This window comes from Pseudomonas sp. RSB 5.4 (genome assembly GCF_037126175.1).
In the GTDB taxonomy this organism is placed as follows: Bacteria; Pseudomonadota; Gammaproteobacteria; order Pseudomonadales; family Pseudomonadaceae; genus Aquipseudomonas; species Aquipseudomonas fluorescens_H.
In genome coordinates, this window is record NZ_CP146986.1 from 657,238 (window position 1) to 683,773 (window position 26,536).

A 26,536-nucleotide genomic window follows, 5' to 3' on the forward strand; every position below is an offset into this window, starting at 1 on the left:
CTCCCACAAAAAAGCATCACATCCGGAACACGCCGAAGCGGCTCGGTTCGATAGGTGCGTTCAACGACGCGGACAAAGCCAGGCCCAGCACGTCGCGAGTCTGCGCCGGGTCGATAACGCCGTCGTCCCACAGCCGTGCGCTGGAGTAGTAGGGGTGCCCCTGCTCTTCGTACTGATCGAGGATCGGTTGCTTGATCTCGGCCTCCTGCGCGGCGCTGAAGGTCTGGCCGCTGCGTTCGGCCTGCTCGCGCTTGACCTGCACCAACACGCCCGCGGCCTGTTCGGCGCCCATCACGCCGATGCGCGCATTCGGCCACATCCACAGGAAACGCGGATCGTAAGCGCGCCCGCACATGCCGTAGTTACCGGCGCCGAAGCTACCGCCGATGATCACGGTGAATTTCGGCACTTTGGCGCAGGCCACGGCGGTCACCAGTTTCGCGCCGTGCTTGGCGATGCCGCCGGCCTCGTATTTCTGGCCGACCATGAACCCGGTGATGTTCTGCAGGAACAGCAGCGGAATGCCGCGCTGGCAGGCCAGTTCGATGAAGTGCGCGCCTTTCTGCGCGGCTTCGGCGAAGAGGATGCCGTTGTTGGCGAGGATCGCGATCGGGTAGCCATGCAAGTGCGCAAAACCGCAGACCAGCGTGGTGCCGAACAGCGCCTTGAATTCATCGAACACCGAACCGTCGACCAGTCGTGCAATCACTTCGCGTACGTCGAACGGTTGCTTGGCATCGGCCGAAACCACACCGTACAACTCGTCGCTGGCGTACAGCGGCGCAATCGACGTGCGCTGCTGCACCTCGCCGAGTTTGCGCCAGTTGAGGTTGGCGACGCTGCGGCGGGCGAGGGCGAGGGCGTGTTCGTCGCTCTCGGCGTAATGGTCGGCGACCCCGGAAATCTTGCAGTGCACATCGGCACCGCCAAGATCTTCAGCGCTGACCACTTCACCGGTCGCGGCTTTCACCAGCGGTGGGCCGGCGAGGAAGATCGTTGCCTGATTGCGCACCATGATTGCTTCGTCCGCCATCGCCGGCACATAGGCGCCGCCCGCGGTGCACGAACCCATGACCACGGCGATCTGCGGAATGCCCATGGCGCTCATGTTGGCCTGGTTGAAGAAGATCCGGCCAAAGTGCTCGCGATCCGGGAACACCTCGTCTTGACGCGGCAGGTTGGCGCCGCCCGAGTCCACCAGATAGATGCACGGCAGGCGGTTCTGCTGGGCGATGGTCTGCGCGCGCAGGTGTTTTTTCACGGTCAGCGGGTAGTACGAGCCGCCTTTCACCGTCGCGTCGTTGGCGACGATCATGCACTCGACACCTTCGACCCGGCCGATCCCGGCAATCACGCCCGCGGCGGGAACGTCTTCGCCATACACCGCGTGCGCGGCGAGCTGGCTGATCTCGAGAAACGGCGAGCCCGGATCGAGCAGGCGGTTGATGCGTTCGCGCGGGAGCAACTTGCCCCGCGAGGTGTGACGTTCCTGGGCTTTCGCGCCGCCGCCCTGCGCCACTTGGGCGAGCAGGGTGTGCAGCGCGTCGACCTGTTCAAGCATCGCCGCGCTGTTGGCGGCGAACTCCGCTGAACGGGGATTGAGCTGGGTATGCAGGATAGCCATGTGCAGCTCCGTTTTAGCGGGTTTCGTTGAACAGTTCGCGGCCGATCAGCATGCGCCGGATCTCACTGGTGCCCGCGCCGATTTCGTACAGCTTGGCGTCACGCAGCAGGCGCCCGGCCGGGAATTCGTTGATGTAGCCGTTACCGCCGAGAATCTGGATCGCATCAAGGGCCATTTGTGTGGCGCGCTCGGCGGTGTAGAGGATCACCCCGGCGGCGTCCTTGCGCGTGGTTTCGCCACGCTCGCAGGCCTGAGCGACTGCATACAGGTAGGCGCGGCTGGCGTTGAGCTGGGTGTACATGTCGGCGACCTTGCCCTGGATCAGCTGGAATTCGCCGATGCTCTGGCCGAACTGCTTGCGGTCGTGGATGTACGGCACGATCAGGTCCATGCACGACTGCATGATGCCGGTCGGGCCGCCGGAGAGCACGACGCGCTCGTAGTCGAGGCCGCTCATCAACACCTTCACGCCGCCGTTGAGCACGCCGAGGATGTTTTCTTCCGGCACTTCGACGTCATCGAAGAACAGCTCGCAGGTGTTGGAACCGCGCATGCCGAGCTTGTCGAACTTGTTGCTGCGGCTGAAGCCTTTCCAGTCGCGCTCGACGATGAACGCAGTAATGCCGTGCGGGCCTTTTTCCAGGTCGGTCTTGGCGTAGATCACGTAGGTGTTGGCGTCAGGGCCGTTGGTGATCCAGGTCTTGCTGCCGTTGAGCACGAAGCGGTCGCCGCGCTTGTCGGCGCGCAATTTCATCGAGACCACGTCGGAACCGGCGTTCGGCTCGCTCATGGCGAGGGCGCCGACGTGTTCGCCGCTGATCAGCTTCGGCAGGTATTTGCTTTTCTGTTCGTGGTTGCCGTTGCGGTTGATCTGGTTGACGCAGAGGTTGGAGTGCGCGCCGTAGGACAGTGCCACCGAGGCCGAGCCACGGCTGATTTCTTCCATCGCCACCACATGCGCCAGGTAACCCAGACCCGCACCGCCGTACTCTTCCGGCACGGTGATACCCAGCAGGCCCATGTCACCGAATTTGCGCCACATGTCGGCGGGGAACAGGTTGTCGCGGTCGATCTGCGCAGCGCGTGGGGCGATCTGATCGGCGACGAAGGACTGAACCTGATCGCGCAGCATGTCGATGATTTCACCGTGGGCGAAGTTCAGGGATGGGTAGCTCATGGGTCACCTTTTGGCTTTTTTATAGGGTGGGGAGGGCGGTCAATGGCTCTCACCTTTACGTTAACGTAAGCCTGTGGCGAATGGCTGTCAATCACCCTTTACGTTAACGTCAACTTGAGCGAGAGTAGGGGCAGGTCAAGATTGAAAGCGGAGTGCTTTTGGTGGGAGCGGGCTTGCTCGCGAATGCAGTGGTCAGCCTATACATCTGGCGACTGATCCTCCCCATTCGCGAGCAAGCCCGCTCCCACCCGAAGCAAAATCCCGGTAAACCCACTAATAAAGACAATAGGGGTCGTCATGGATCAACCCAGTGCAAACCCGCAGCGCAGCTACACCCGTGGTTCCCAGGACAAAGCCTTGCTGGCGATGACCATCGGGCAGAAGTTCGACCAGACTGTCGCGCAACACCCCCACGGCGAGGCGCTGGTGGTGCGTCATCAGCAGTTGCGCTACTCCTGGCAGCAACTGGCCGATAGTGTGGATCTGCACGCCAGGGCCATGCTGGCGCTGGGTTTGCAGGCGGGGGATCGGCTCGGTATCTGGGCGCCGAACTGTGCGCAGTGGTGCATCACGCAAATCGCCACCGCGAAGATCGGCGTGATTCTGGTCAACATCAATCCGGCCTACCGCAGCTCCGAACTGGAATACGTGCTCAAGCAGTCCGGTTGCCAGTGGCTGGTCTGCGCCGGCGCGTTCAAATCCTCCAACTACCACGCCATGCTGCAAGGGCTGGCGCCGGAACTGGCAGAGCAATCCATCGGCCAGTTGCGTAGCGAAAGCCTGCCGGATTTGCGCGGGGTGATCAGCCTCGATGCGCAGCCGCCATCCGGCTTCCTGCCGTGGTCGCAACTGGCCGATCTGGCGAGCAGTGTTTCGCCCGAACAATTGCGCGAACGCAGCGACAGCCTGCACTTCGATCAACCGGTGAACATCCAGTACACCTCCGGCACCACCGGTTTCCCCAAGGGCGCGACCCTCAGTCACTACAACATCCTCAACAACGGTTACATGGTCGGTGAAAGCATCGGCCTGACCCCGAGCGACCGCCTGGTGATCCCGGTGCCGCTGTATCACTGCTTCGGCATGGTCATGGGCAACCTCGGCTGCATCACCCACGGCAGCACCATGATTTATCCCAACGACGCGTTCGACCCGTTACTGACCCTGCAAACCGTCGCCGAAGAAAAAGCCACCGGCCTGTACGGTGTGCCGACCATGTTCATTGCCATGCTCGATCAACCGCTGCGCGGCGAATTCGATCTGTCGAGTCTGCGCACCGGGATCATGGCTGGCGCGACTTGCCCGATCGAAGTCATGCGTCGGGTCATCAGCGAGATGCACATGAGCGAAGTGCAGATCGCCTACGGCATGACCGAGACCAGTCCGGTGTCGCTGCAGACCGGGCCAAACGACGAACTGGAATTGCGCGTGACCACCGTCGGCCGTACCCAGCCACAACTGGAAAGCAAGATCATCGACGAGGCCGGCAACCTGGTGCCGCGCGGCACCATCGGTGAGCTCTGCACCCGCGGTTACAGCGTGATGCTCGGCTACTGGAACAACTCGCAAGCCACAGCAGAAGCCATCGATGAGGCAGGCTGGATGCACACTGGCGATCTGGCGAGCATGAACGATGAGGGTTACGTGAACATCGCCGGGCGCAATAAGGACATGATCATCCGGGGTGGCGAGAACATTTACCCGCGTGAGCTGGAGGAGTTTTTCTTCACCCACCCGGCGGTGGCGGATGTGCAGGTGATCGGCATTCCGTGCTCGCGTTACGGTGAGGAAATTGTCGCCTGGATCAAATTCCACCCCGGCCACAATGCTTCCGAGCTGGAGTTGCAAACCTGGTGCAAGGAGCGCATCGCGCACTTCAAGACGCCACGGCACTTCAAGTTCGTCGAAGAGTTTCCGATGACGGTGACGGGCAAGATCCAGAAATTCCGGATGCGTGAGATCAGTATCGAAGAACTGAAAACAGTCGAGCGGTAAGCACAATCCCTGTGGGAGCGGGCTTGCTCGCGAATGTGGAGTGTCAGGCGACAAATTTGTACCTGATACACCGTATTCGCGAGCAAGCCCGCTCCCACAATGGAGATAGAGTATTTTCAGGAATCACAGAAAGCACAAAGGGGAGCCGAAGCTCCCCTTTAATTTTGTCGTCGCGTGCTCTTTCTTATTATTGAGGGGCGGTCTGTTGTTGTTTTTGGCAACCGTGGCCCTTTACCGCTGTTTTTGGCGACCCCCATCCGGGGTCAAGAGCAAACGTATTTTTTTGAGCGCTGATCTGCTTTCTCGTTAAACGATCCAACCGATTCGGGAGCTACCTGAAGGTAGTTTTATTGTTCTCTGCCCGGTTGCGGGTCACTCCTGAGAGCACCCTGAAAAGCACACCTTCTCCAAAAAAATCTGTTAGCTGCGTCTCTGCCGTGTTGTTTTTGTTATGTCAGAGTCGGTACGTCTTATTTTTATTGGTTTGCTGCTTTTTATTCTTGTTATGCCATAGAGATAGCAGAAGCCGTGCCAACTTTTAAAAACCCTTATAAATCAATGGTTTGAGTTTTTTGAAGGATTTTTCCTTCAGGGCAAACCAGACAATTTGTTTCCGTGTTACTCGTCTATGCCCACGTTTCGGACACAGCGGTAACACCTTCGCCCTCACTGTGCGCTGCGAGCCTTGGCGACACGCGAACCGCTCGGACGACCGAGCACCGCACTGATCTGCTGACCCGCCGCAATCAAGGCGTCCAGGTCGATACCGGTCTTGATGCCCAGACCATTGAGCAGGTACACCACGTCTTCGGTGGCGACGTTACCGCTCGCGCCTTTGGCGTACGGGCAGCCGCCGAGGCCGGCGATAGAGCTGTCGAACACCGCGATGCCTTCCAGCAGGCTGGCATAGATGTTGGCCATCGCCTGGCCGTAAGTGTCGTGGAAATGGCCGGCGAGTTTTTCCCGTGGCACTTGCGCCGACACCACTTCGAACAACCGCCGCGTGGCGCCTGCGGTGCCGGTGCCGATGGTGTCGCCGAGGGACACTTCGTAGCAGCCCATCGCGTACAACTCGCGGGCGACCATCGCCACTTGTTCCGGCGCGACTTGACCTTCATACGGGCAGCCGAGCACGCAGGACACGTAACCGCGCACGGTAACGCCGTGCTGTTTCGCGGCTTCCATGATCGGTGCGAAGCGCGCCAGGCTTTCGCTGATCGAGCAATTGATGTTGCGCTGCGAGAACGCCTCTGAAGCGGCGGCGAACACCGCCACCTCCTTGACCCCGGCAGCGAGCGCGTCTTCAAAACCGCGCAGGTTCGGCGCCAGTGCGCCATAGGTCACGCCGGGCTTGCGCTGGATCTGCGCGAACACCTCGGCGGACCCGGCCATCTGCGGCACCCATTTCGGTGAGACAAAACTGCCGACTTCGATATAGCCAAGGCCGGCGGCGCTCAGGGCGTCGACCAGTTGCACCTTGTCAGCGACGCTGATCGGTTGGGCTTCGTTCTGCAGGCCATCGCGCGGGCCGACTTCGATCAGGCGTACTTGGGAGGGGAGGGACATGGGTTGACCTGCTCATTTTCGGAATTACATGAGGTCCCTGTGGGAGCGGGCTTGCTCGCGAAGGCGGTGTATCAGATACAAAATTTGTCGCCTGACACTCCGCCTTCGCGAGCAAGCCCGCTCCCACAGGGAATGAGTTGTGGCTGATTACTGCGCTACTTGCTGGCTCTTGAGTGTCTGCTCCAACGCCTGCACACAGCGCTCTTCAGCGGTATCGAGTTCCAGTTTCATCTGTTCGATGTCGAGCAACTGCTGCTCGAGCTGTTCGCGGCGTTCGCTGATTTTCGCCAGCATGCTGTTGAGCTGTTTGGTGTTACCGCTGGATGGGTCGTAGAGTTCGATCAGTTCGCGGCATTCGGCCAGCGAGAAACCGATGCGCTTGCCGCGCAGGATCAGTTTCAGGCTGACCTTGTCGCGTGGCGAGTAGATACGTTCCTGGCCTCGGCGCTCAGGGCTGAGCAGGCCTTGTTCTTCATAAAAGCGGATCGCCCGGGTGGTGATGTCCAGCTCGCGCGCGAGGTCGGAAATGCTGTAGGTCTGGCTGCTCATGAAAGCGCTCGGAAAAAGGTCTTGGCGCTAAGCTAATGGCGAGTTGACGTTTACGTCAAGGTTCAAAATGTGTGGCGCGAGTGCTGGCCTCTTCGCGAGCAAGCCCGCTCCCACACTCGGTCGCGTTCCATCTGGTGGTACGCGGTCGTATGTGGGAGCGGGCTTGCTCGCGAAGAACGATAACGCGGTTGCCAGCCTTACACCTTATCGAGCTTCTTCTCATGCGCCGTCACCTGCTGGCACAACTCGATCATCTGCTCGCGCATCCAGCGGTTCGCCGGGTCCTGATCGGTGCTCTCGTGCCAGTACAGGTGGGTCTCCACCGGGGGCACGTCGTTGACCGGCAGATTGAATGCATGCAAGTCATTACGCCGGGCGAAACGCTCGGGCACGGTCATCACCATGTCGGTCTGCTGCATCACCTGCGATGCCATCAGGTAATGCTGCGAGCGCAGGGCGATCTTGCGCTGAATGCCCATTTTGCCCAGCGCCAGATCGACATAACCCAGACCGCTGCGGCGGCTGGAGATGTGAATGTGAGTCAGCGACAGGTAATCATCGAGACTGAGTTTTTCCTTGCCCGCCAGCGGATGGCCCTTGCGCATCGCACAGACGTAACGGTCTTCCATCAGCTTGACGTGGCGCACCTGCGGGTCGGTGTTGAGCGGTGCATCCACGGCGAAATCCAGACGTCCGGCGGCCAGTTCCTTGGTGGTCTCGCGGCGTTTGGACAGAAAGCTCTCGATGATCACCGTCGGCGCCAGACGCCGCAAACGCTGGAACAGCGGCGGCAGAATCACTGCTTCAGTGAGGTCGGTCATGCTGATGCGATAAGTCTTCACCGCTTGGGCCGGATTGAAAATCCGGCTCTCCTGCACCGACACCCGCAGCAACGACAGCGCGTTGCGCACCGGGCCGATGATGTTCTGTGCCATCGGCGTCGGCACCATGCCCTGGGCGGTGCGCACGAACAGCGGATCGTTGAAGGTCTCGCGCAACCGCGCCAGCGCGTTGGACACCGCCGGCTGGGTGATGCCGACAATCTGCCCGGCGCGGGTGAGGTTGGCTTCGGTGTAAATCGCGTCGAAGACGATGAAAAGGTTGAGGTCGACCTTACTCAGATTCATAACGCGGCTTCTCTTGTTCTAGGGGCTGACGATCAGCGGATCATATATCGGTGATGAATGTTTATACACGCCGAGAATAGGCTAGGTAAATTATCAACGCTGTTCTAGCATCGATTGCATGATCTGAACAACCTCTGCCCATAGAAGGTAATTGCTCATGGATTTCGCTTATTCGCCCAAGGTGCAAGAACTGCGTGAGCGCGTGACCGCGTTCATGGACACTTACGTTTACCCGGCCGAAGCCGTGTTCGAACGCCAGGTTGCCGAGGGTGATCGCTGGCAGCCGACCGCGATCATGGAAGAGCTCAAGGCCAAGGCCAAGGCCGAAGGTTTGTGGAATCTGTTCCTGCCGGAATCGGAACTCGGCGCCGGCCTGACCAACCTGGAATACGCCCCGCTGGCGGAAATCATGGGCCGTTCGCTGTTAGGGCCGGAGCCGTTCAACTGCTCAGCGCCGGACACCGGCAACATGGAAGTGCTGGTGCGCTACGCCAATGAAGAACAGAAACAGCGCTGGCTCGAACCGCTGCTGCGCGGCGAGATCCGCTCGGCGTTCGCCATGACCGAGCCTGACGTGGCCTCGTCCGACGCCACCAACATGGCCGCCCGCGCCGTGCGTGATGGTGATGAATGGGTGATCAACGGCAAGAAGTGGTGGACTTCCGGCGCCTGCGATCCGCGCTGCAAGATTCTGATCTTCATGGGCCTGAGCAACCCTGACGCACCGCGCCACGCCCAGCACTCGATGATCCTTGTGCCGGTCGACACCCCCGGGGTGAAAATCGTCCGTCCGCTGCCAGTTTTCGGTTACGACGATGCACCGCACGGCCACGCCGAAGTGCTGTTCGACAACGTGCGGGTGCCGTACGAAAACGTTCTGCTCGGTGAGGGTCGCGGTTTTGAAATCGCTCAGGGTCGCCTTGGCCCAGGACGGATTCACCACTGCATGCGGTCGATCGGCATGGCTGAACGCGCACTGGAATTGATGTGCAAGCGTTCGGTGAGCCGCACCGCGTTCGGCAAACCGCTGGCACGTCTGGGCGGTAACGTCGACAAGATCGCCGACTCGCGGATGGAAATCGACATGGCGCGCCTGCTGACCCTGAAAGCGGCGTACATGATGGACACCGTCGGTAACAAAGTGGCGAAGAGCGAGATCGCACAAATCAAGGTCGTTGCGCCGAACGTGGCCCTGCGGGTGATTGACCGGGCGATCCAGATTCACGGCGGAGCCGGGGTCTCCAACGATTTCCCGCTGGCCTACATGTACGCCATGCAGCGCACCCTGCGCCTGGCCGACGGCCCGGACGAAGTGCACCGCGCGGCGATCGGCAAGTTCGAGATCGGCAAATATGTGCCGAAGGAGATGTTGCGGAGCGGTCATTAAGACCGCGTCGCCGGCTTCGCGAGCAAGCCCGCTCCCACATTCGACCGCATTCCGACTGGAAGAATGCGATCAAAAGTGGGAGCGGGCTTGCTCGCGAAGGGGCCCATGCATCCAGCACACCTGCATCAGGTTCAGTACACCCAAACCTCAACCCGCCGATTCTTGATCCTGCCTTCATCCGCGCTGTTCGTCGCCACCGGCATCTGCGCGCCAAACCCGCGTACCTCGCGCAGCACCACGCCGTTTTTCACAAGTTCGCGGCGCACCGCCATCGCCCGCAGCTTCGACAGCAGATCGGCCCGTGCCGGATCGTCTTTCTCGTCACCAAACCCCACCAGCGTCACTGCGCGCTCAGTCTTGTCGTGGCGCTTTATATAGTCGAGCACGCGCGCCAGATCCTGCCGTGCCTTGTTGTCCAGATTCGCGCTGCCTTCCTCAAAGCGGAAGTTCACCGTCAGACGCTGGGCGTGACGGCTGAGGGATTGATAACCCTCGGGCATCAGCACATTCGGCGTGACGGTCATGGCACGCACGGTCTGGCTGATGAAACCATTGGCCGCGACGATCTTCTGGCCCTGTGGGCTTTGCGCAAAGGCCACCAGTGCCGACGCCCAGGGATTCTGGTTGCTGGGCGGTAGATAAAAGAACAAGCGGCGGGACAGCGGATAGTCTTCCGTCGCGATCAGACTATTGAGCGGCAACATCGATTGCGATGCGCCATCGGCGATTGCCACGGCTTTGGCCTGGCGCACGTAAGGCAGACCGATAAAACCGATACCTTGCGGATCGCTGCTCACCGCATCGGACAATTGCTCGCTGGATTCGAAGCGTTTCGCAGTGGAACTCAGACTTTTCCCACGACGGCCCAGCACCAGTTCCTTGAACGTGTCGTAAGTGCCGGACTGATCATCCCGCGCATATAAATGAATCGCACCGCCGCGACCGCCGAGGTCTTCCCAGGTTTTCACCTCGCCAGCGAATATCCGCGCCAGTTGCTCGGTGTCCAGTTGCTGCAGCGGGTTGGCGGGATTGAGAATGATCGCCAGGCCATCGATGGCGATCACCTGTTCGGCGGCGGGACTTTTCAGGTCGCCGAGAAATTGCAGGCCCAGCAGTTCGCTGTCCTTGATTGGACGGGAGGAGGCGGCAAGGTCGGCGCTGGCGGTTTTCAGTGCAGTGAAACCGGTGCTGGAACCATGGGCGGCGACTTCCACCACCACCCGTTTGCCCTCGGTTGTCTGGCCGACGATGTGTTGTTCGTTGGCGGTATCGGGGTTTTCGCGGTGGATTTTCAGCAGACCCTGGTCCTGCAGAAAACCTTCGACCAGCGCCGGGCCGAGATCGGCGCCGATGGTGTTGGAACCCTGAATACGTAGCGCCGGGCCGTTTTCAGGGATGGGCAGGGCGGCGGCACTGACCGTCAGCCATGCACTCGACAGAAAAGCGAACAGAACACGCAGGGTCATGCCGGCACCGAATCAGGCCAAGGGGATTGCCGGGGAGATTAAGTCAGGTGCATGACCAAAACATGACAGGGATCCAATGTAGGAGTGAGCCTGTGGTGAGGGGATTTATCCCCGATGGTTGGCGAAGCCGACCCAAAATCTTCATTTCGATCTACTAGAGACGACTGGGGCCGCTTCGCAGCCCATCGGGGATAAATCCCCTCACCACAGGCTCACTCCTACAAGGATCCCTTAAAGCTTGAGATCAGCTCAATTCCAGCCAGATCGGCGCATGATCCGACGGTTTTTCCATCCCGCGCAGTTCATAGTCCACGCCTGCATCCTTGACCCGTGGCAGCAAGCCATGGGAAGCGAGGATCACGTCGATGCGCAGGCCACGCTTGGGCTCATCTTCAAACCCACGGCTGCGGTAATCGAACCAGCTGAACATGTCGGTCACGTCCGGGTTCAGGTGGCGGAAGCTGTCGGTCAGGCCCCAGTTTTTCAGGCGGGCCATCCACTCGCGCTCTTCCGGGAGGAAGCTGCATTTCCCGGTTTTCAGCCAGCGCTTCATGTTGTCCGGACCGATGCCGATGTCGCAGTCTTCCGGGGAAATGTTCACATCACCCATCACCACCAGCGGCTGTTCGTTGTGGAACTGGCTTTCCAGCAGGGTTTGCAGGTCGCTGTAAAAGCGTTGCTTGGCCGGGAATTTGGTCGGGTGGTCGCGGCTTTCGCCTTGCGGGAAGTAGCCGTTCATGATGGTCACCGGCACGCCATTGGCGTCGGCGAAGGTGCCCCAGATAAAGCGGCGCTGCGCGTCTTCTTCATCGGTGGCGAAACCTTTGTGAATGGCAATCGGCTCTTTGCGCGAAAGCAGGGCGACGCCGTAATGGCCTTTCTGGCCGTGGAAATAAACGTGATAGCCCAGCGCCCGCACTTCTTCCAGCGGGAACTGGTCGTCGTGGACCTTGGTTTCCTGCAGGCCGATCACGTCCGGCTGATGCTTTTCGATCAGCGCTGCCAACTGATGCGGACGGGCGCGCAGTCCGTTGATGTTGAAGGAAACAATCTTCATGGTCGGCAGTCCTGGCAAAAGGGCGATGCTAGCTGACATGTGGGATGGGGGCCAGTGTGGGGTGGGAGAAATCATTTTTGTCTGCCAGATAGATGTTGTCTGAACCGGCCTCTTCGCGAGCAAGCCCGCTCCCACAGGGGAATGCATTCCAAATGTGGGAGCGGGCTTGCTCGCGAAAGCGGCAGTCGAGTCGATGAAGAGCCTGGCTTGGGCTATACCTGTGGGGAACTGCGCCACCCGCAAAAGGTTCGTACCAACAAGAGCGCAGCCATTTGAGCCGCGCCCCGGGGGAGAATCACCGTCATGCCTGAAACCCAGACCGCCATCGCCGACATCCACATGCTCGACCGCGGTTACTCGCGCGAAGCCCGATCGCTGCTGTATCAGGCCTATCGCCACGAGCCGACTTTCGGCTATCTGTTCGAAGCCGAACGGCCGGGCTACGAGCAACGCGTGCGGGCCACGGTGCGTGAGTTGGTCAAACAGCATTTTCTGCAGGATCTGCCGGCCATCGGCCTGCTGGTCAACGACCGTTTGATCGGCATCGCCCTGATCGCGCCGCCGCAGCGTCGTCTTGGGATTACCGAGAGTTGGGCGTGGCGCTTGCGCATGGTGCTCAGCACCGGTTTTCGCTGCACCCGGCGCTATCTGGAATATCACGATGCGGTGGCCGCCTGCGTACCGAGCGATTCGGTGCACATGCTGCCGCTGCTGGGGATTCATCCGCAGTTTCAAGGCAAACACTTCGGCGAGCAGTTGCTGACGGCGGTGCACAACTGGTGCGCAGTGGACGAAACCTCGCAAGGCGTGGTGCTCGACACCGGCAACCCGCGTTACCTGGAATTCTACAAACGTCAGGGTTATGAGGAGATTGGCGAAGTTGCCGTCGGCCCGGTGCGCGAGCACGTGTTTTTCCATGCCAATCCGCAGGTGTTACAAACTGCAACGGCTTAGCCATAGAACTTTTTCGGAAATTTCCTGTTCTATCACGCTCCCAAGCCCGTGATAGCATCCGCGCCTATGAAGTTTCCAGGAAGATTTACCAGTGGCGTGCTCATGCTGTTAACCAGCTGCGCGGCGCTGGCGCAAAGTGAATTGGACGTGCGGATCAAACCGTCCAACGATGAACTTAAAGCCAATATAGAAGGCTATATCGGCAGCCTCGGCGACCGTGACGAAGAAGCCTTGCTACGCTTCAGTCGCGGGGCTGAAGAGCAGGCGCGCAAAGCTGCCCAGGCGTTGGGCTACTACCAGCCGCAGATCGACAGTGACGTCAAAGGCGGCGAAAAACCGCGCCTGGTGCTGAACATCGATCCCGGTGAGCCGATACGCCTGCGCAACGTCACCGTGCGCGTCGACGGGCCTGCCGCCTCCCTCAAATCCTTTCGTGTGCCGAGCAGCGATACGCTCAAGTCCGGCGCGGTGCTCAACCATGGGCGTTATGAAGACGCCAAACGCCTGATCCAGAATCAGGCCTCGCGCTTCGGCTTTTTCAGTGGCCATTTCACTAGCCAGAAACTCCTGGTCGACCCGCGGGCCGGGGTGGCCGACGTTGAATTGATCTACGACAGCGGCCCGCGTTATGCGCTGGGCAAAGTCAGTTTCGAGGGCGACACACCCTTCGACGAAGACCTGCTGCAACGCATGGTGCCGTTCAAGGCTGGCGACCCGTATGACTCCGAGCTGATCGCCGAACTCAACCGCGACCTGCAATCGAGCGGCTATTTCGAAGGCGTGCGCGTCGATGCGGCGCCGACGGCGGCGAAAAACGACGTGATCCCGGTCGACGTCAAACTCGACACCCGCAAACCGCGCACCATGGGCCTGGGCCTCGGTTATTCGACCGACGTCGGCCCGCGGATCAAGGCCAACTGGACCCGCCACTGGGTCAACCCGCAGGGCGACAGCTATGGCTGGGAAGCCGAGTTGTCGGCGCCACGGCAGAACGTCGGGCTGTTCTATGACATCCCGCTCGATCCACCGCTGACCGACAAGCTGCGCTGGGCCGGTGGTTACCAATATGAAGACATCGACGGCTCCGACACCCTGAGCAAGCTGCTGACCTTCGGTCCCGAATGGCACAGCAAGTTGCCCAGCGGCTGGCAGCGGGTCATCTCGCTGAAATGGCAGCGTGAGGAATATCAGCTCGGTGACGACTCCGGTCTCAGTACCTTGTTGATGCCCGGTATCAGTTATTCGTACCTGAAAAGCGACAACCGCATCGACCCGCACAACGGCTATCGCCTGACCTTTGAAAGCAAAGTGGCGAAGGAAGGTCTCGGCTCTGACAACAATCTGCTGTATGGCACGGCGTTGATCAAAGGCCTGACCACCGTGTTCGACAACCACCGCTTCCTCGGGCGGGTGCAGGTCGGCGGCAGCGCCACCAACGGTTATAACTCGGTGCCACCGTCGTTGCGCTTCTTCGCCGGTGGCGACCAAAGCGTGCGCGGTTACGACTACCAGAGCCTGTCCCCGAAAAACTCCGAAGGCGACCGCATCGGTGGTCGCTACATGGTTGCCGGCAGTGTCGAGTATCAATATTCGATCGCCGAAAAATGGCGGGTCGCGACCTTCGTCGACCAGGGCAACTCCTTCAACAAACTCGAACTGCCGAACCTCAAGACCGGGGTCGGTATCGGTGTGCGCTGGGTCTCGCCGGTGGGGCCGATCCGCCTCGACCTGGCCCACGCGCTGGACGACGACGGCGGCATCCGGCTGCACTTTTCCATGGGGCCTGAGCTGTGAAGCGTGGTTTGAAAATTACCGCTCTGGCGCTGTTGGCGCTGGTGTTATTGATCGTACTGAGCATCAGCGCGGTACTCGGAACGCAGGCCGGCAGCCGTTGGGCGCTGGGCCTGGTGCCGGGTCTGAGCGTGGAGAATTTCCAGGGCCGTCTCGGCGGACAATGGAGCGCCGACCACCTGCTGTGGCAGCAGGGCAGCAGCCGGGTCGAACTGAACCGGCCGATCTTCGCCTGGTCGCCGCTGTGCCTGACCCGCATGACGCTGTGCATCGAACAGCTCAAGGCTGATCAGGTGATCCTGCAATTCCCGCCGAGTGAAGAAACCAGCGAGAGCGGCCCGATCAAACTGCCGGATCTGCAATTGCCGGTGGCCATCGAACTGGGTGACGTGCAGGTCGGCAGCCTGCTGTTCAACGGCAGCGAGCAGCTCAAGGGCCTGCAACTGGCGGCGCACTGGACCGCCCAAGGTATGCAGATCGATAGCGTGAAACTGCAGCGCGACGATCTGAGCCTGAACCTCTCCGGCCTGCTGCAACCGACCGGCAACTGGCCGCTGAACATCACCGGTGACCTGACCCTGCCGTCTCCGGGCGCAGGCCCATGGACACTGGCGTTGAAAGTCGACGGCGATCTGCTGAAAACCCTCAACCTGCATGCCGACAGCCGTGGCTACCTCGACGGCCAGTTGAGCGGCGAGCTGCAGCCGCTGGCAGAAAACCTCCCGGCCAGGGTGCGCATCACCTCCGAGGCATTCAAACCGAGCGCCGATCTGCCGGACACTCTGCAATTCAATCAACTGGTTTTGACCGGGGAAGGTGACCTGAAAAACGGTTACCAATTGCTCGGCAACGCCACGCTGCCCGCCGAAAAAGGCCCGGTGGCGTTGCTGCTCAAAGGCAAGGTCGATGCCAGCGGCGCGCAGATCGCCGGCCTCGACCTCAGTGCCAACGACAAGCAAAGTCTCAAACTCACCGGCAGCGTTGACTGGAGCAAGGGCCTCAGCGCTCAGGCCAACATCAACTGGCAGGATTTTCCGTGGCACCGGTTGTATCCCGAGATTGACGAGCCGCAAGTCGCCTTGCGCACCTTCACTGGCGAAGTCTCCTACACCGATGGCCAATACCTCGGTAACTTCGCCGCCGACCTCGATGGCCCGGCGGGGGCGTTCAGCCTGAGCAGTCCGTTCAGTGGCAGCCTGAAACAGATCGCTTTGCCGCAACTGAAAATGCAGGCCGGTCAGGGCAAGGCTGAAGGGCATGTGAACGTGCAATTCGCCGACGGCATCGCCTGGGACACGGCGCTGGATCTTTCGGCGCTGAACCCGGCGTACTGGGTCGCGGAGTTGCCGGGCACCCTGGCCGGGCCGCTGCGCAGCAAAGGCGAAATGAAGAACGAGCGCCTGAGCCTCACCGCCGACCTCGACCTCAAGGGCAAACTGCGCGGACAGCCGGCGGTGCTGCAAGCCAAGGCTGACGGCGCCGGTGAACAGTGGAATCTCAACGCCCTGCAAATCCGCCTCGGCGACAACAGCATCAGCGGCAAGGGCAGCCTGCAACAGAAACTCACTGGCCAGATCGACATCAAACTGACGCGTCTGGCCCAGCTCTGGCCGCAGTTGCGCGGGCAGGTCAACGGTCAGGTCAATGTCGCCGGAACGCTCCAGGCGCCGCAAGGCAAGCTCGAGCTGCAAGGTTCGCAACTGGCGTTCCAGGACAATCGTCTGCAAAGCCTCAACCTCGACGCCACGCTCGACAGTGCGCAACGGGCGAAGATCGACTTGAAGGGCAGCGGCATTCAGGCCGGCGATACCAATTTGGGCGTGTTGACCGCCAGCGCCCAAGGCGACATCAAGCGCCAGAAACTCAACCTCGACCTGCTCGGGCCGAAGCTCAAGCTGGCCCTCGGTCTGGACGGCAATCTGGACAACGGCAACTGGCGCGGTCGTTTGGCCAGCGGCGATATTCAGGCCGGCGGCCAGGACTGGAAACTGCAGAACCCGGCCAAACTGGAGCGTCTGGCTGACGGCAAGATCAACTTCGGCGCGCATTGCTGGATGTCCGGCAATGCCAGCCTGTGCGGTGAAGACCAGCGGCTGCTGCCCGAACCGAAACTGCGCTACCACCTCAAGCAGTTCCCGATCGAAAGCCTCGCACAATGGTTGCCGAAAGACTTTGCCTGGCAGGGCAAGCTCAACGCCGATCTGCAACTGGATCTGCCGGCCAGCGGCCCGAACGGCGTGGTCAGCGTCGACGCCAGCGGCGGCACTTTGCGCATGAAGGAAAAGGATCAGTGGCTGGACTTCCCGTACCAGACCCTGAAGCTCACCAGCAAACTCACACCGAAGCGGATCGACACCGATCTCAATTTCGTCGGCGGCAAGCTCGGTGAATTGATGGTGCAGGCGCAGTTGAACCCGGTCGCAAAGAACAAGCCGTTGAACGGCTCGTTCCGGCTCTCCGGCCTGGACCTGTCGGTGGCGCGGCCGTTTGTACCGATGGTCGAGAAACTCACCGGGCGCCTGAACGGCAGCGGCACGATTTCCGGCGGGCTGCTGGCGCCGCTGGTCAACGGCACGGTGAAACTCAGCGACGGCGAAGTCTCCGGCGCCGAGCTGCCGATGGAACTCAAAGACCTGCAACTGCAAGCAGTGATTGCCGGCGAGTCCGTGCGTCTGGACGGCGGCTGGAAAAGTGGCAAGACCGGGCAGGGCAGTCTGAACGGCAACGTCGCCTGGGGTCAGGCGCTGATGGTCGATGTGGCGCTCAAGGGCACGCAATTGCCGGTCACCGTCGAGCCGTATGCCAAGCTGGAAGTGGCGCCGGATCTGAAAATCTCCATGGCCGGCGACGAGCTGAAGATTGCCGGCAAAGTGCTGGTACCCAGAGGCGAAATCACCGTCCGCGAACTGCCGCCCTCCACGGTTAAAGTCTCCGATGACACGATCATCGTTGGTGCGCAGACCGAAGAGGGTAAACCGCCGATGGCCATGAAGATGGACATCGACGTGGTGGTCGGTGACGACAAACTCAGCTTCGCCGGATTCGGCCTGACCGCCAACCTGCAAGGTCATGTGCACATCGGCGACAACATGGACACCCGTGGCGAGCTGTGGCTCAACGACGGCAAATACCGCGCCTACGGCCAGCGCCTGACGGTTCGGCGTGCACGGCTGTTGTTCGCTGGTCCCATCGACCAGCCGTATCTGGACATCGAAGCGATCCGCCAGACCGATGACGTGATCGCCGGTATTCGTCTGAGCGGCAGCGCCGAGCAGCCGACCACGCAAATTTTCTCCGAGCCGGCCATGAGCCAGGAGCAGGCGCTGTCGTATCTGGTGCTCGGTCGTCCGTTGAGCAGCAACGGCGAGGACAACAACATGCTCGCCCAGGCTGCACTTGGCCTCGGCTTGATGGGCAGTTCCGGGGTCACCAGCAGTCTGGCCAAAGACCTGGGGATTCAGGACTTCCAACTCGACACCCAAGGCAGCGGCAACACCACCAGCGTGGTCGCCAGCGGCAATATCTCCGAGAAACTCAGCCTGCGTTATGGCGTCGGTGTGTTCGAACCGGCCAACACCATTGCGCTGCGTTACAAGCTGAGCAAGAAGGTTTATCTCGAAGCGGCCAGCGGTGTCGCCAGTTCGCTGGATATTTTCTATAAGCGCGATTTCTGAAAGCGTGGCCAATGGCCGGGTCGTGACGCTGCGATCCGGTTTTTTCAGGATGTATTAGACTCACCGAACCCTCAAAACCTTGCCGGTTGCGCCTATGGTCCGCTTGAGTATGGTCTTGCTCGGTAATGACTTTGTCCGCAAGCGTTGGTCAGCACTGGCGCTGACCGGCATTGTCTGGGGCGCGGCCGGGGTGGCGATCTTCATCGATGCGCTGGACGGTGTGCTGTATTTTCCGCTGCATGTCTTCGGCTATCTGCTGTTGCTCGAGGCCCTGATCATTCTGTTGGTGCCGGCACCGCAGACCGGCACCGCCGCCGCTTTGCGCAAGGCCCGCGGTCTGGCGTTCCTGCTGCTTGGGCTGCTGATCGTCGACCGGCAACATGTCGCCAGCCTGATTCTGGCAGTGCTGTTCGGTGTGGCGTTTCTGCTCGATGGCGGCTTTCGGCTGGCGGCGGCGGTGGTGGTGCGCTTTGTCGGTTGGCGATTGTCGCTGCTCACCGGATTGTTCGAAATCACCTTTGGCCTGTTCATCCTTGAACCGTATCCGACGCTGTATAAGGGCACGGTGCCGTTCTGCATTGGCATGAGCATCTTTCTTTCGGGCTGCGCGTTGTTGCGCCAGTCACTGCGCTTCAAGCACCAGCCACCGTTGGCGAGTCCGGCCTCGGTCGGTGGGCCGGCCCCCAGCACCGCGCTGGTGATCCATGTCTGGACACCCAGCGGCACCGTTGATGACACTCTGGTGCGCAACCGCCTGCTCAATCGTTATATCGCCGCGGTCGACATCAACGGTGTGATTTCTGCCGGCCACGCGGCCCTGGAATGCGGCCCGGACATTTACATCAGCCATTACCCGCTGGATGACATCGATCGTTCGGCGGGGGATTTCGTGCGATTGCTGCGGGCGACGCCGAACAATGATGTCGACGGCCGGTTCCTGCCTGACTATGCGGGTGAGGTGGCGGACTGGTGTCCGTCTTCGGTTCAGGTCAGTTTTGCTCATTACGACGCCCGGCGACTGCAGGCGTTCTGGAGCGAATACCGGCAGAACAGCACGTACAACCTCACCAGCCGCAACTGTTCCAGTGCCGTCGCCCATAGCCTCGAAGCGGCCCTTGAAGGGGCGATGAATCGCGGGCATTCGAGCATGTTCGACTTCGCCCGAGTGATCGTCAGCCCCGAGTTCTGGGTGGCGGCGCAAGTGCGCAAGCGCGCCGAAGTTATGGCTTGGACGCCCGGTCTGGTGCTCGACTATGCACTCGCGCTGCATGCCGCGATCGAGCCCGCACCGCCGGGCTGGCACAGCATGTATGCGGTGATCAAACGCGCTTGCGGTTATGCGCTGACGGCCTTGCGCGGGCGTGAAGTGCATCCCCTCCAGCCGCCATCTGTGCATCCTTCCGACAAATCCTGACCGACGTTACACCCAGTCGCTGCCTTCGCGAGCAAGCTCGCTCCCACATTGATCCATGTATGCATGAGATCCCTGTGGGAGCGAGCTTGCTCGCGAAAGCGTCAGTGCGGGCAACACAAAAACCCAGTCCACTGGTCAACTAATTACAAAGCAACCTAACTATTACGTTGACATTCGCTGCCTAGGCAGTAACATCTCGACATACATTCACTGCCTAGGCAGTTATTAGGTGAGCACATGAAGCACTTCACCCCGGACGAATTCAAGCATTGCCATCTCGGCCTGTTGCTGGGCCGTGCCGCGCTGCTCAAGGACAAGATCATCGACACCCACATGGACCCCCACGGCATCACCGCCGCGCAGTTCAAGGTGTTGATCATCATGGCCCAGTACGGCGTCGATACTCCGGCCGAGCTGTGCCGGCATCTGTCGCTGGACAGCGGTTCGATGACACGCATGCTCGATCGTCTGGAACAGAAAGGTTTCCTGGCTCGCCAACGCAGCGAAGGCGATCGCCGTCAGGTGCAGCTCAAACTCACCGAGCAGGGCCAGCAACTGGCCGATCGTCTGCCGCACATCGGCGCCGATGCAATGAATGAACTGGCCGGCGCCGTCACTACGGACGAGTTGAAGACTCTGGAATACATCCTCAAGAAAATCCTGCTGGCCGCCGGTGACCCGATCACCATCCAGCGCTTAGGTGAACACAATGAGCAGTAAAACCTTGCGCAGCAGCCTGACCCTGGTGCTGTCGGCGATGATCCTCGCCGGCTGCGCCAATTACAGCGGCCTCGACACTCAAGGCAAAAACCTTGATGCGAAAAGCCTGAAAGTCGGACAGTCCCTCAACGGTGTGACCCTGTCGCCGGCGGCATGGCCGAAAAGCGACTGGTGGACCAGCCTTGGCGACCCACAACTCGACGGTCTGATCCGCGAAGCCCTGCATGACAGTCCGGACATGCAGATCGCCGAAGCCCGAGCGCATCAGGCCAGCGCCGCCGCTTATGCTGCCGATGCCGAGCGTTACCCGACCCTCGACGCCAGCGCCGGTATCAGCCGTTCGCGGCTGGCTAAGGATCAGGATCCGCTGGGCAAGGGCGATGCCTATGCCACCGTGCGCAATATCAGCGCCGGTTTCAATTACAACTTCGACCTGTGGGGCGGCCAGCGAGATGCCTGGGAAGCCGCACTCGGTCAGGCCCGCGCTGCCGAAGTCGACCGTCAGGCCGCGCAATTGACCCTCGCCGCCGACGTGGCCCGGGCCTACAGCGATCTGGGACAGGCGCACATCGTCTACGACCTGGCCAACGACGATCTGAAACGCACCAAACAGATGCTCGATCTGAGCCAGCGCCGCTTGAGTGCCGGGATCGACAGCCAGTACCAGTTCCAGCAAACCCAGAGTCTGGAAGCCAGTTCCGAAGCCAGCCTGATCGATGCCGAAAAGCGCTTGAACAGCGCGAAAATCGCCCTGGCCGTGCTGCTCGGCAAAGGCCCGGATCGCGGCAACGAAATTGCCCGGCCGAAAGTCCTGCAAGCCAGCGCCGTGGCCGTGCCGTCGGTATTGCCGGCGGAACTGCTCGGTCGGCGTCCGGATCTGGTCGCTGCGCGCTGGCGCGTAGAGGCGGCGAGCAAAGACATCGACTCGGCGAAAACCCGCTTCTATCCCAACCTGAACCTTACGGCGTCTGCCGGTGCCGAATCCTTGTTGGGTGACGCAATGTTCGGGTCGGCCAGTCGCTTCTTCAGCATCGCCCCGACCATCTCGGTGCCGATCTTCGACGGCGGGCGCCTGCGCGCCAACCTCGATGCGCGCGACGCCGATTACGATCTGGCGGTGGCGCAGTACAACAAAAGCCTGGTGAAAGCACTGGGTGATGTCAGCGACACGATCAACCAGTTGCGTGACATCGGCCGGCAGATCGGGGCGCAGCAACACGCCACCGAGATTGCCCAGGACTCTTACAACACCGTCGTCCAGCGTTACGGTTCCGGCATCGGCAACTACCTGGACGTGCTCAGCATCGAGCAGCAATTGCTGCAGGCCCAGCGTCAGTTGGCCAACCTCAATGCCGAGCAGATCGACCTGTCGATTCAACTGATGCAAGCGCTGGGCGGCGGCTTTCAGGGTGAAACCCTGACCGCAGCCAACGCCACCCCAGCCACGTCGCACAACTAATTTCAGGTATTTGTCATGGCCACTGCCGAAAACACTCAAACTCAAGACAACACACCCGACACCGGTAATCCACGCAAGCGCAAAGTCATGCTGCTGGTGCTGGCCGTCGTGGTTCTGCTCGCCGGGGCCGGCGTCTGGGCGTATCACGAATTCATCGGGCGCTTCAACGAAAGCACCGACGACGCCTACGTCAACGGCAACGTCGTTGAGATCACCCCGCTGGTCACCGGCACCGTGGTCAGCATTGGCGCTGACGATGGCGATCTGGTCCACGAAGGCCAGGTGCTGATCAACTTCGACCCCAACGATGCCGAAGTCGGTCTGCAAAGTGCCCAGGCGAAACTGGCGCGCACCGTGCGTCAGGTGCGCGGCCTGTACAGCAACGTCGATGGCATGAAAGCCCAGGTCAACGCGCAACAGGCTGAAGTGCAGAAGGCTCAGGACAACTACAACCGCCGGAAGAACCTCGCTGCTGGCGGCGCGATTTCCCAGGAAGAACTGTCCCACGCCCGCGATGACCTGACCTCGGCGCAAAACGCCCTGGCCAACGCCAAACAGCAACTGAAAACCACCAGCGCGCTGGTCGATGACACCGTGGTTTCGTCGCACCCGGACGTGATGCAGGCTGCTGCTGAACTGCGCCAGGCCTACCTGACCAACGCTCGCAGCACCCTGATTGCGCCGGTCACCGGTTACGTCGCCAAACGTACCGTGCAACTCGGTCAGCGCGTGCAGCCGGGCACCGCGCTGATGGCGGTGATCCCGCTGGATCAGCTGTGGATCGACGCCAACTTCAAGGAAACCCAACTGCGTGACATGCGCATCGGCCAACCGGTGGACATCGAGTCTGACATCTACGGCAGCAGCGTGAAGTACAGCGGCACCGTCGACAGCCTCGGCGCCGGTACCGGCAGCGCGTTTGCTCTGTTGCCGGCGCAGAACGCCACCGGTAACTGGATCAAGATCGTCCAGCGTGTGCCAGTGCGGATTCACATCAACGCCGAAGAGCTGGCCAAGCATCCGCTGCGGGTCGGTCTGTCGACCAACGTTGAAGTGAACCTGCACGACCAGAGCGGTCCGGTGCTTGCCCAGCAACCGCCGCAAAAGGCCTCGTTCACCACCAACGTTTACGAGCAGCAACTGGCCGAAGCCGACGCGATGATTGCGCAGCTGATCCACGACAACAGCGCGGCGGTGAGTAAAACCGCGCAACGCTGAATCTTTCCCCTGTGGGAACAGGTTCTCAAGGTGATGAGATTTACTGTGGTGAGGGGATTTATCCCCGATGGACTGCGCAGCAGGCCCGGCTTTTCTGAATCAAAGGAGGGGCCGCTTCGCGGCCTATCGGGGATAAATCCCCTCGCCACAGTGTTTCCTTTCAACATTGATTTTTCCCCACAAGGGCTGCTGTGTCTGTAACAGACAGGGCGTCAACCCGGTTTCATAGGATTCACAATGAGCAATAATGCCTCTTTCACGCCGCCCAGCCTGTTGCTCAGCACCATCGGCCTGTCGCTGGCGACTTTCATGCAAGTGCTCGACACCACCATTGCCAACGTGGCCTTGCCGACCATTTCCGGCAACCTGGGCGTGAGTTCGGAGCAGGGCACCTGGGTCATCACCTCGTTTGCCGTGAGCAACGCCATTGCGCTGCCGCTGACCGGCTGGCTCAGTCGGCGTTTCGGCGAGGTGAAGCTGTTTCTCTGGGCGACCATTCTGTTTGTGCTGGCCTCGTTTCTCTGTGGTATCTCCACGTCGATGCCGGAACTGATCGGCTTCCGTGTGCTGCAAGGCCTGGTGGCCGGGCCGCTGTACCCGATGACACAGACCCTGTTGATTGCGGTCTATCCCCCCGCGAGGCGCGGCATGGCTCTGGCATTGCTGGCGATGGTCACGGTGGTTGCGCCAATTGCCGGGCCGATTCTCGGCGGCTGGATCACCGACAGCTATAGCTGGCCGTGGATCTTCTTCATTAACGTACCGATCGGCATCTTTGCGGTGATGGTGGTGCGCTCGCAACTGGCCAAGCGCCCGGTGGAAACCAGTCGCCAACCGATGGATTACGTCGGCCTGATCTCGCTGATCATCGGCGTCGGCGCGTTGCAGGTGATCCTCGACAAGGGCAATGACCTGGACTGGTTCGAATCGAACTTCATCATCATCGGCGCGGCGATTTCGGTGATCGCCCTGGCGGTGTTCGTCATCTGGGAAATGACCGACCAGCACCCGGTGGTGAACCTGCGGTTGTTCGCCTACCGCAACTTCCGCATCGGCACGCTGGTGTTGGTGCTGGGTTACGCCGGGTTCTTCGGCATCAACCTGATCCTGCCGCAGTGGTTGCAAACCCAGATGGGTTACACCGCGACCTGGGCCGGTCTGGCGGTGGCGCCGATCGGGATTCTGCCGGTGCTGCTGTCGCCGTTTGTCGGCAAGTACGCGAACAAGTTCGACCTGCGCCTGCTGGCTGGTCTGGCGTTCCTGGCGATTGGCCTGAGCTGCTTCATGCGCGCCGGATTCACCAACCAGGTGGACTTCCAGCACATCGCTCTGGTGCAGCTGTTCATGGGCATCGGCGTGGCACTGTTCTTCATGCCGACCCTGAGCATCCTGATGTCCGACCTGCCGCCGAGCCAGATTGCCGACGGTGCTGGCCTGGCCACCTTCCTGCGGACTCTGGGCGGTAGCTTTGCGGCATCGCTGACCACGTGGATCTGGATTCGCCGCGCCAATCAGCATCATGCTTACATGAGCGAAAGCATCAGCACCTTCGAACCGGCGACCCGCGAGACGTTGAATCATTTAGGCGGCGCTAGCCAATCGGCGTACGCGCAGATGGATCAGATCCTCACCAGCCAGGCGTACATGCTCTCCACCGTGGATTACTTCACGTTGCTGGGCTGGGGGTTCATGGGGCTGATTCTGATTGTGTGGCTGGCGAAACCGCCATTTGCGGCCAAGGCCGGCCCGGCTGCCAGCGGTCACTGAGCAAAACGCGGTCAAAAATGTGGGAGCGGGCTTGCTCGCGAAAGCGGTGTGTCATTCAGCAGAGATGTCGACTGAACCACCGCCTTCGCGAGCAAGCCCGCTCCCACATTGGGTTTTGTGTTGTGTCAGTTGGCAGGTGCTGCCAGTTGTGGTGGCGGAGCGAAGTCGAACGGTGCCAGGGCATACCCATTCTCATCCACCTGCAACGCCCAACCCTGACGATCCCAGTCCCCCAGCACAATCCGCTTCGCCGCCTGCTCGCCGAGCTGCAGCTTGTGGATCGCCGGACGATGGGTGTGGCCGTGGATCAGGGTTTTCACCCCGTATTGCTGCATGATCCGCGGAATCTCTTCCGGCGTGACATCGACAATGTCATTGGCCTTCATCCGCACCTGCGCACGGCTTTCGCTGCGCAGCTTGCGCGCCAGTTTGTGGCGGGTGCTCAGCGGCAGGTGGCGCAGGATGAACAGGGTGATCGGGTTGCGCAGGTAGCGCCGCAGCTTCATATAGCCGACATCGCGGGTGCACAGGCTGTCGCCGTGCATCAACAACACCGGCTCGCCGTAAAACTGCACGACACTCGGGTCCTTCAACAGCGTGCAGCCGGCTTCTTTGCAGAAGGCTTTGCCGAGCAGGAAGTCGCGGTTGCCGTGCATCAGAAAAATCGCCGTGCCGCTGTCGCTCAATTGGCGCAGAGCCTGGCAGATGGAACGCTGGAAGGGCGTCATGGCGTCGTCGCCAATCCACGCCTCGAAAAAGTCGCCCAAGATGTACAACGCACTCGCCGAGCGGGCGCGTCCGGCGAGCAAATCCAGAAACGCCCGGGTGATGTCCGGGCGCTCCTCTTCCAGATGCAAGTCTGAAATCAGCAATATCACGCTTCGATGATCTCGGCTTTCTCGATGATCACGTCGTCTTTCGGCACGTCCTGGTGACCGGCCTTGGAAGTGGTGGCAACGGCTTCGATCTTGTCGACGACATCGGTACCGGCAACGACTTTACCGAACACGGCATAACCCCAGCCCTGAGCGGTCTTGGCGGTGTGGTTGAGGAAGCTGTTGTTGGTGGCGTTGATAAAGAACTGCGCCGAGGCCGAATGTGGATCCATGGTGCGGGCCATGGCCAGGGTGTACTTCTCGTTCTTCAGGCCGTTGTCGGCTTCGTTCTGGATGCTCGGGCGCTTGTCTTTCTTTTCCTGCATGCCAGGCTCGAAACCGCCGCCCTGGATCATGAAACCCTTGATGACGCGGTGGAAAATCACGTTCTCGTAGTGACCGTTTTTAACGTATTCGAGGAAGTTGGCAGCGGTGATCGGCGCTTTTTCCGCGTCCAGTTCGATGACGATGTCGCCGTAGTTGGTGGTCAGTTTGACTTGAGTCATGATCGCTACTCTTTATAAGGAATTCGTGGTTATGGGACATTCAGCCCCATGACCGGTTCAGCCTGCATCGGCCAAGGTGCGCAGTTTAGCGTGACAGGCGCGAATTTCGAGGCTGTTTTTCATATCCCGGCGATTAAATGCGCTCCTTTATAGGCCGCGCTCTGTCAGGCCCTTGACAGCATCGGCTATGATAGCGGCTTTGTTTTGTCT

At 60.7% G+C, this 26,536-nt stretch carries 19 protein-coding genes and 1 pseudogene; 10 read left to right on the forward strand and 10 right to left on the reverse strand.

Annotated elements, in window-relative coordinates:
- Nucleotides 1–16: 16 nt before the first annotated feature.
- Nucleotides 17–1,624, reverse strand: a complete 1,608-nt coding sequence (locus V9L13_RS02810) for a carboxyl transferase domain-containing protein (RefSeq protein WP_338801400.1) — start codon at nucleotides 1,622–1,624, stop codon at nucleotides 17–19.
- 13 nt (nucleotides 1,625–1,637) lie between these two features.
- The gene (locus V9L13_RS02815; protein ID WP_338801401.1) at nucleotides 1,638–2,801 is read right to left on the reverse strand and encodes an isovaleryl-CoA dehydrogenase; all 1,164 of its coding nucleotides are present in this window, start codon (nucleotides 2,799–2,801) and stop codon (nucleotides 1,638–1,640) included.
- 297 nt (nucleotides 2,802–3,098) lie between these two features.
- Between V9L13_RS02815 and V9L13_RS02820 the strand changes: the two genes are divergently transcribed.
- The gene (locus V9L13_RS02820; RefSeq protein WP_338801402.1) at nucleotides 3,099–4,796 is read left to right on the forward strand and encodes an AMP-binding protein; all 1,698 of its coding nucleotides are present in this window, start codon (nucleotides 3,099–3,101) and stop codon (nucleotides 4,794–4,796) included.
- A gap of 666 nt (nucleotides 4,797–5,462) precedes the next feature.
- On the opposite strand, the gene V9L13_RS02825 is transcribed toward V9L13_RS02820, so the two are convergent.
- The 4 genes and pseudogenes from V9L13_RS02825 to V9L13_RS02840 all read right to left on the reverse strand — a co-directional run bounded on the left by V9L13_RS02825 (nucleotide 5,463) and on the right by V9L13_RS02840 (nucleotide 8,038).
- Complete coding sequence (locus tag V9L13_RS02825) at nucleotides 5,463–6,362, reverse strand: hydroxymethylglutaryl-CoA lyase (RefSeq protein WP_003223706.1); 900 nt, start codon at nucleotides 6,360–6,362, stop codon at nucleotides 5,463–5,465.
- A gap of 31 nt (nucleotides 6,363–6,393) precedes the next feature.
- A pseudogene (locus V9L13_RS02830) lies at nucleotides 6,394–6,510 on the reverse strand (DUF4381 domain-containing protein); the annotation flags it as partial.
- Nucleotides 6,510–6,911: a MerR family DNA-binding transcriptional regulator gene (locus tag V9L13_RS02835; RefSeq protein WP_007951507.1), complete on the reverse strand. Its 402-nt coding sequence runs from the start codon at nucleotides 6,909–6,911 to the stop codon at nucleotides 6,510–6,512. The gene V9L13_RS02835 and the pseudogene V9L13_RS02830, both read right to left, overlap by 1 nt.
- Before the next feature lie 197 nt (nucleotides 6,912–7,108).
- Nucleotides 7,109–8,038: a LysR family transcriptional regulator gene (locus tag V9L13_RS02840; protein WP_045122379.1), complete on the reverse strand. Its 930-nt coding sequence runs from the start codon at nucleotides 8,036–8,038 to the stop codon at nucleotides 7,109–7,111.
- A gap of 157 nt (nucleotides 8,039–8,195) precedes the next feature.
- On the opposite strand from V9L13_RS02840, the gene V9L13_RS02845 reads away from it, so the two are divergent.
- Nucleotides 8,196–9,425 carry an acyl-CoA dehydrogenase gene (locus V9L13_RS02845; protein ID WP_003223710.1) on the forward strand — a complete coding sequence of 410 codons (1,230 nt, stop codon included), beginning with the start codon at nucleotides 8,196–8,198 and terminating at the stop codon, nucleotides 9,423–9,425.
- Between the two features lie 131 nt (nucleotides 9,426–9,556).
- Here the strand turns inward: V9L13_RS02845 and V9L13_RS02850 are convergent, their stop codons facing one another.
- Nucleotides 9,557–10,891 (reverse strand): phosphate ABC transporter substrate-binding/OmpA family protein, encoded by a 1,335-nt coding sequence (locus V9L13_RS02850; RefSeq protein WP_338801403.1) that lies wholly within the window; start codon nucleotides 10,889–10,891, stop codon nucleotides 9,557–9,559.
- Between the two features lie 244 nt (nucleotides 10,892–11,135).
- Nucleotides 11,136–11,948, reverse strand: coding sequence for an exodeoxyribonuclease III (xthA, locus tag V9L13_RS02855; protein ID WP_003223715.1), 813 nt, complete (start codon nucleotides 11,946–11,948; stop codon nucleotides 11,136–11,138).
- Between the two features lie 303 nt (nucleotides 11,949–12,251).
- Here xthA and V9L13_RS02860 point away from each other — a divergent pair, with 303 nt between their 5' ends.
- From V9L13_RS02860 to V9L13_RS02895, 8 genes are all read left to right on the forward strand, one after another.
- Nucleotides 12,252–12,902 carry a GNAT family N-acetyltransferase gene (locus tag V9L13_RS02860; RefSeq protein WP_007912451.1) on the forward strand — a complete coding sequence of 217 codons (651 nt, stop codon included), beginning with the start codon at nucleotides 12,252–12,254 and terminating at the stop codon, nucleotides 12,900–12,902.
- 66 nt (nucleotides 12,903–12,968) lie between these two features.
- Entirely contained in the window at nucleotides 12,969–14,696 is a 1,728-nt protein-coding gene (locus V9L13_RS02865) for an autotransporter assembly complex family protein (protein WP_338801404.1), read from the forward strand.
- Entirely contained in the window at nucleotides 14,693–18,367 is a 3,675-nt protein-coding gene (locus tag V9L13_RS02870; protein ID WP_338801405.1) for a translocation/assembly module TamB domain-containing protein, read from the forward strand. The genes V9L13_RS02865 and V9L13_RS02870 overlap by 4 nt, the downstream gene beginning before the upstream one ends.
- A 94-nt stretch (nucleotides 18,368–18,461) precedes the next feature.
- A complete protein-coding gene (locus tag V9L13_RS02875; protein ID WP_338801406.1) occupies nucleotides 18,462–19,781 on the forward strand; it encodes a hypothetical protein in 1,320 nt (439 codons plus the stop codon).
- A 237-nt stretch (nucleotides 19,782–20,018) separates the two neighbouring features.
- Nucleotides 20,019–20,501, forward strand: coding sequence for a MarR family transcriptional regulator (locus V9L13_RS02880; RefSeq protein ID WP_045122382.1), 483 nt, complete (start codon nucleotides 20,019–20,021; stop codon nucleotides 20,499–20,501).
- A complete protein-coding gene (locus V9L13_RS02885; RefSeq protein ID WP_103522140.1) occupies nucleotides 20,491–21,960 on the forward strand; it encodes an efflux transporter outer membrane subunit in 1,470 nt (489 codons plus the stop codon). The genes V9L13_RS02880 and V9L13_RS02885 overlap by 11 nt, the downstream gene beginning before the upstream one ends.
- Nucleotides 21,961–21,975: 15 nt before the next feature.
- On the forward strand, nucleotides 21,976–23,178 hold the full coding sequence (locus tag V9L13_RS02890) for an HlyD family efflux transporter periplasmic adaptor subunit (protein ID WP_103485344.1): 1,203 nt from the start codon (nucleotides 21,976–21,978) through the stop codon (nucleotides 23,176–23,178).
- A gap of 237 nt (nucleotides 23,179–23,415) precedes the next feature.
- A complete protein-coding gene (locus V9L13_RS02895) occupies nucleotides 23,416–24,945 on the forward strand; it encodes a DHA2 family efflux MFS transporter permease subunit (RefSeq protein ID WP_103485343.1) in 1,530 nt (509 codons plus the stop codon).
- Between the two features lie 125 nt (nucleotides 24,946–25,070).
- Here V9L13_RS02895 and lpxH read toward each other — a convergent pair whose 3' ends face one another.
- Nucleotides 25,071–25,823: a UDP-2,3-diacylglucosamine diphosphatase gene (gene lpxH / locus V9L13_RS02900; RefSeq protein ID WP_045122383.1), complete on the reverse strand. Its 753-nt coding sequence runs from the start codon at nucleotides 25,821–25,823 to the stop codon at nucleotides 25,071–25,073.
- Nucleotides 25,820–26,326, reverse strand: a complete 507-nt coding sequence (locus V9L13_RS02905; protein WP_003223743.1) for a peptidylprolyl isomerase — start codon at nucleotides 26,324–26,326, stop codon at nucleotides 25,820–25,822. Before V9L13_RS02905 ends, lpxH begins: the two co-directional genes overlap by 4 nt.
- Between the last annotated feature and the right edge of the window lie 210 nt (nucleotides 26,327–26,536).

Coding starts and splice junctions, on each gene's coding strand:
- V9L13_RS02850 (WP_338801403.1), bottom strand. CDS start 10,891: ATGACCCTGCGTGTTCTGTTCGCTTTTCTGTCGAGTGCATGGCTGACG.
- V9L13_RS02865 (WP_338801404.1), top strand. CDS start 12,969: ATGAAGTTTCCAGGAAGATTTACCAGTGGCGTGCTCATGCTGTTAACC.
- V9L13_RS02860 (WP_007912451.1), top strand. CDS start 12,252: ATGCCTGAAACCCAGACCGCCATCGCCGACATCCACATGCTCGACCGC.
- xthA (WP_003223715.1), bottom strand. CDS start 11,948: ATGAAGATTGTTTCCTTCAACATCAACGGACTGCGCGCCCGTCCGCAT.
- V9L13_RS02890 (WP_103485344.1), top strand. CDS start 21,976: ATGGCCACTGCCGAAAACACTCAAACTCAAGACAACACACCCGACACC.
- V9L13_RS02810 (WP_338801400.1), bottom strand. CDS start 1,624: ATGGCTATCCTGCATACCCAGCTCAATCCCCGTTCAGCGGAGTTCGCC.
- V9L13_RS02825 (WP_003223706.1), bottom strand. CDS start 6,362: ATGTCCCTCCCCTCCCAAGTACGCCTGATCGAAGTCGGCCCGCGCGAT.
- V9L13_RS02885 (WP_103522140.1), top strand. CDS start 20,491: ATGAGCAGTAAAACCTTGCGCAGCAGCCTGACCCTGGTGCTGTCGGCG.
- V9L13_RS02880 (WP_045122382.1), top strand. CDS start 20,019: ATGAAGCACTTCACCCCGGACGAATTCAAGCATTGCCATCTCGGCCTG.
- V9L13_RS02840 (WP_045122379.1), bottom strand. CDS start 8,038: ATGAATCTGAGTAAGGTCGACCTCAACCTTTTCATCGTCTTCGACGCG.
- V9L13_RS02835 (WP_007951507.1), bottom strand. CDS start 6,911: ATGAGCAGCCAGACCTACAGCATTTCCGACCTCGCGCGCGAGCTGGAC.
- V9L13_RS02845 (WP_003223710.1), top strand. CDS start 8,196: ATGGATTTCGCTTATTCGCCCAAGGTGCAAGAACTGCGTGAGCGCGTG.
- V9L13_RS02875 (WP_338801406.1), top strand. CDS start 18,462: ATGGTCCGCTTGAGTATGGTCTTGCTCGGTAATGACTTTGTCCGCAAG.
- V9L13_RS02815 (WP_338801401.1), bottom strand. CDS start 2,801: ATGAGCTACCCATCCCTGAACTTCGCCCACGGTGAAATCATCGACATG.
- V9L13_RS02905 (WP_003223743.1), bottom strand. CDS start 26,326: ATGACTCAAGTCAAACTGACCACCAACTACGGCGACATCGTCATCGAA.
- V9L13_RS02895 (WP_103485343.1), top strand. CDS start 23,416: ATGAGCAATAATGCCTCTTTCACGCCGCCCAGCCTGTTGCTCAGCACC.
- V9L13_RS02820 (WP_338801402.1), top strand. CDS start 3,099: ATGGATCAACCCAGTGCAAACCCGCAGCGCAGCTACACCCGTGGTTCC.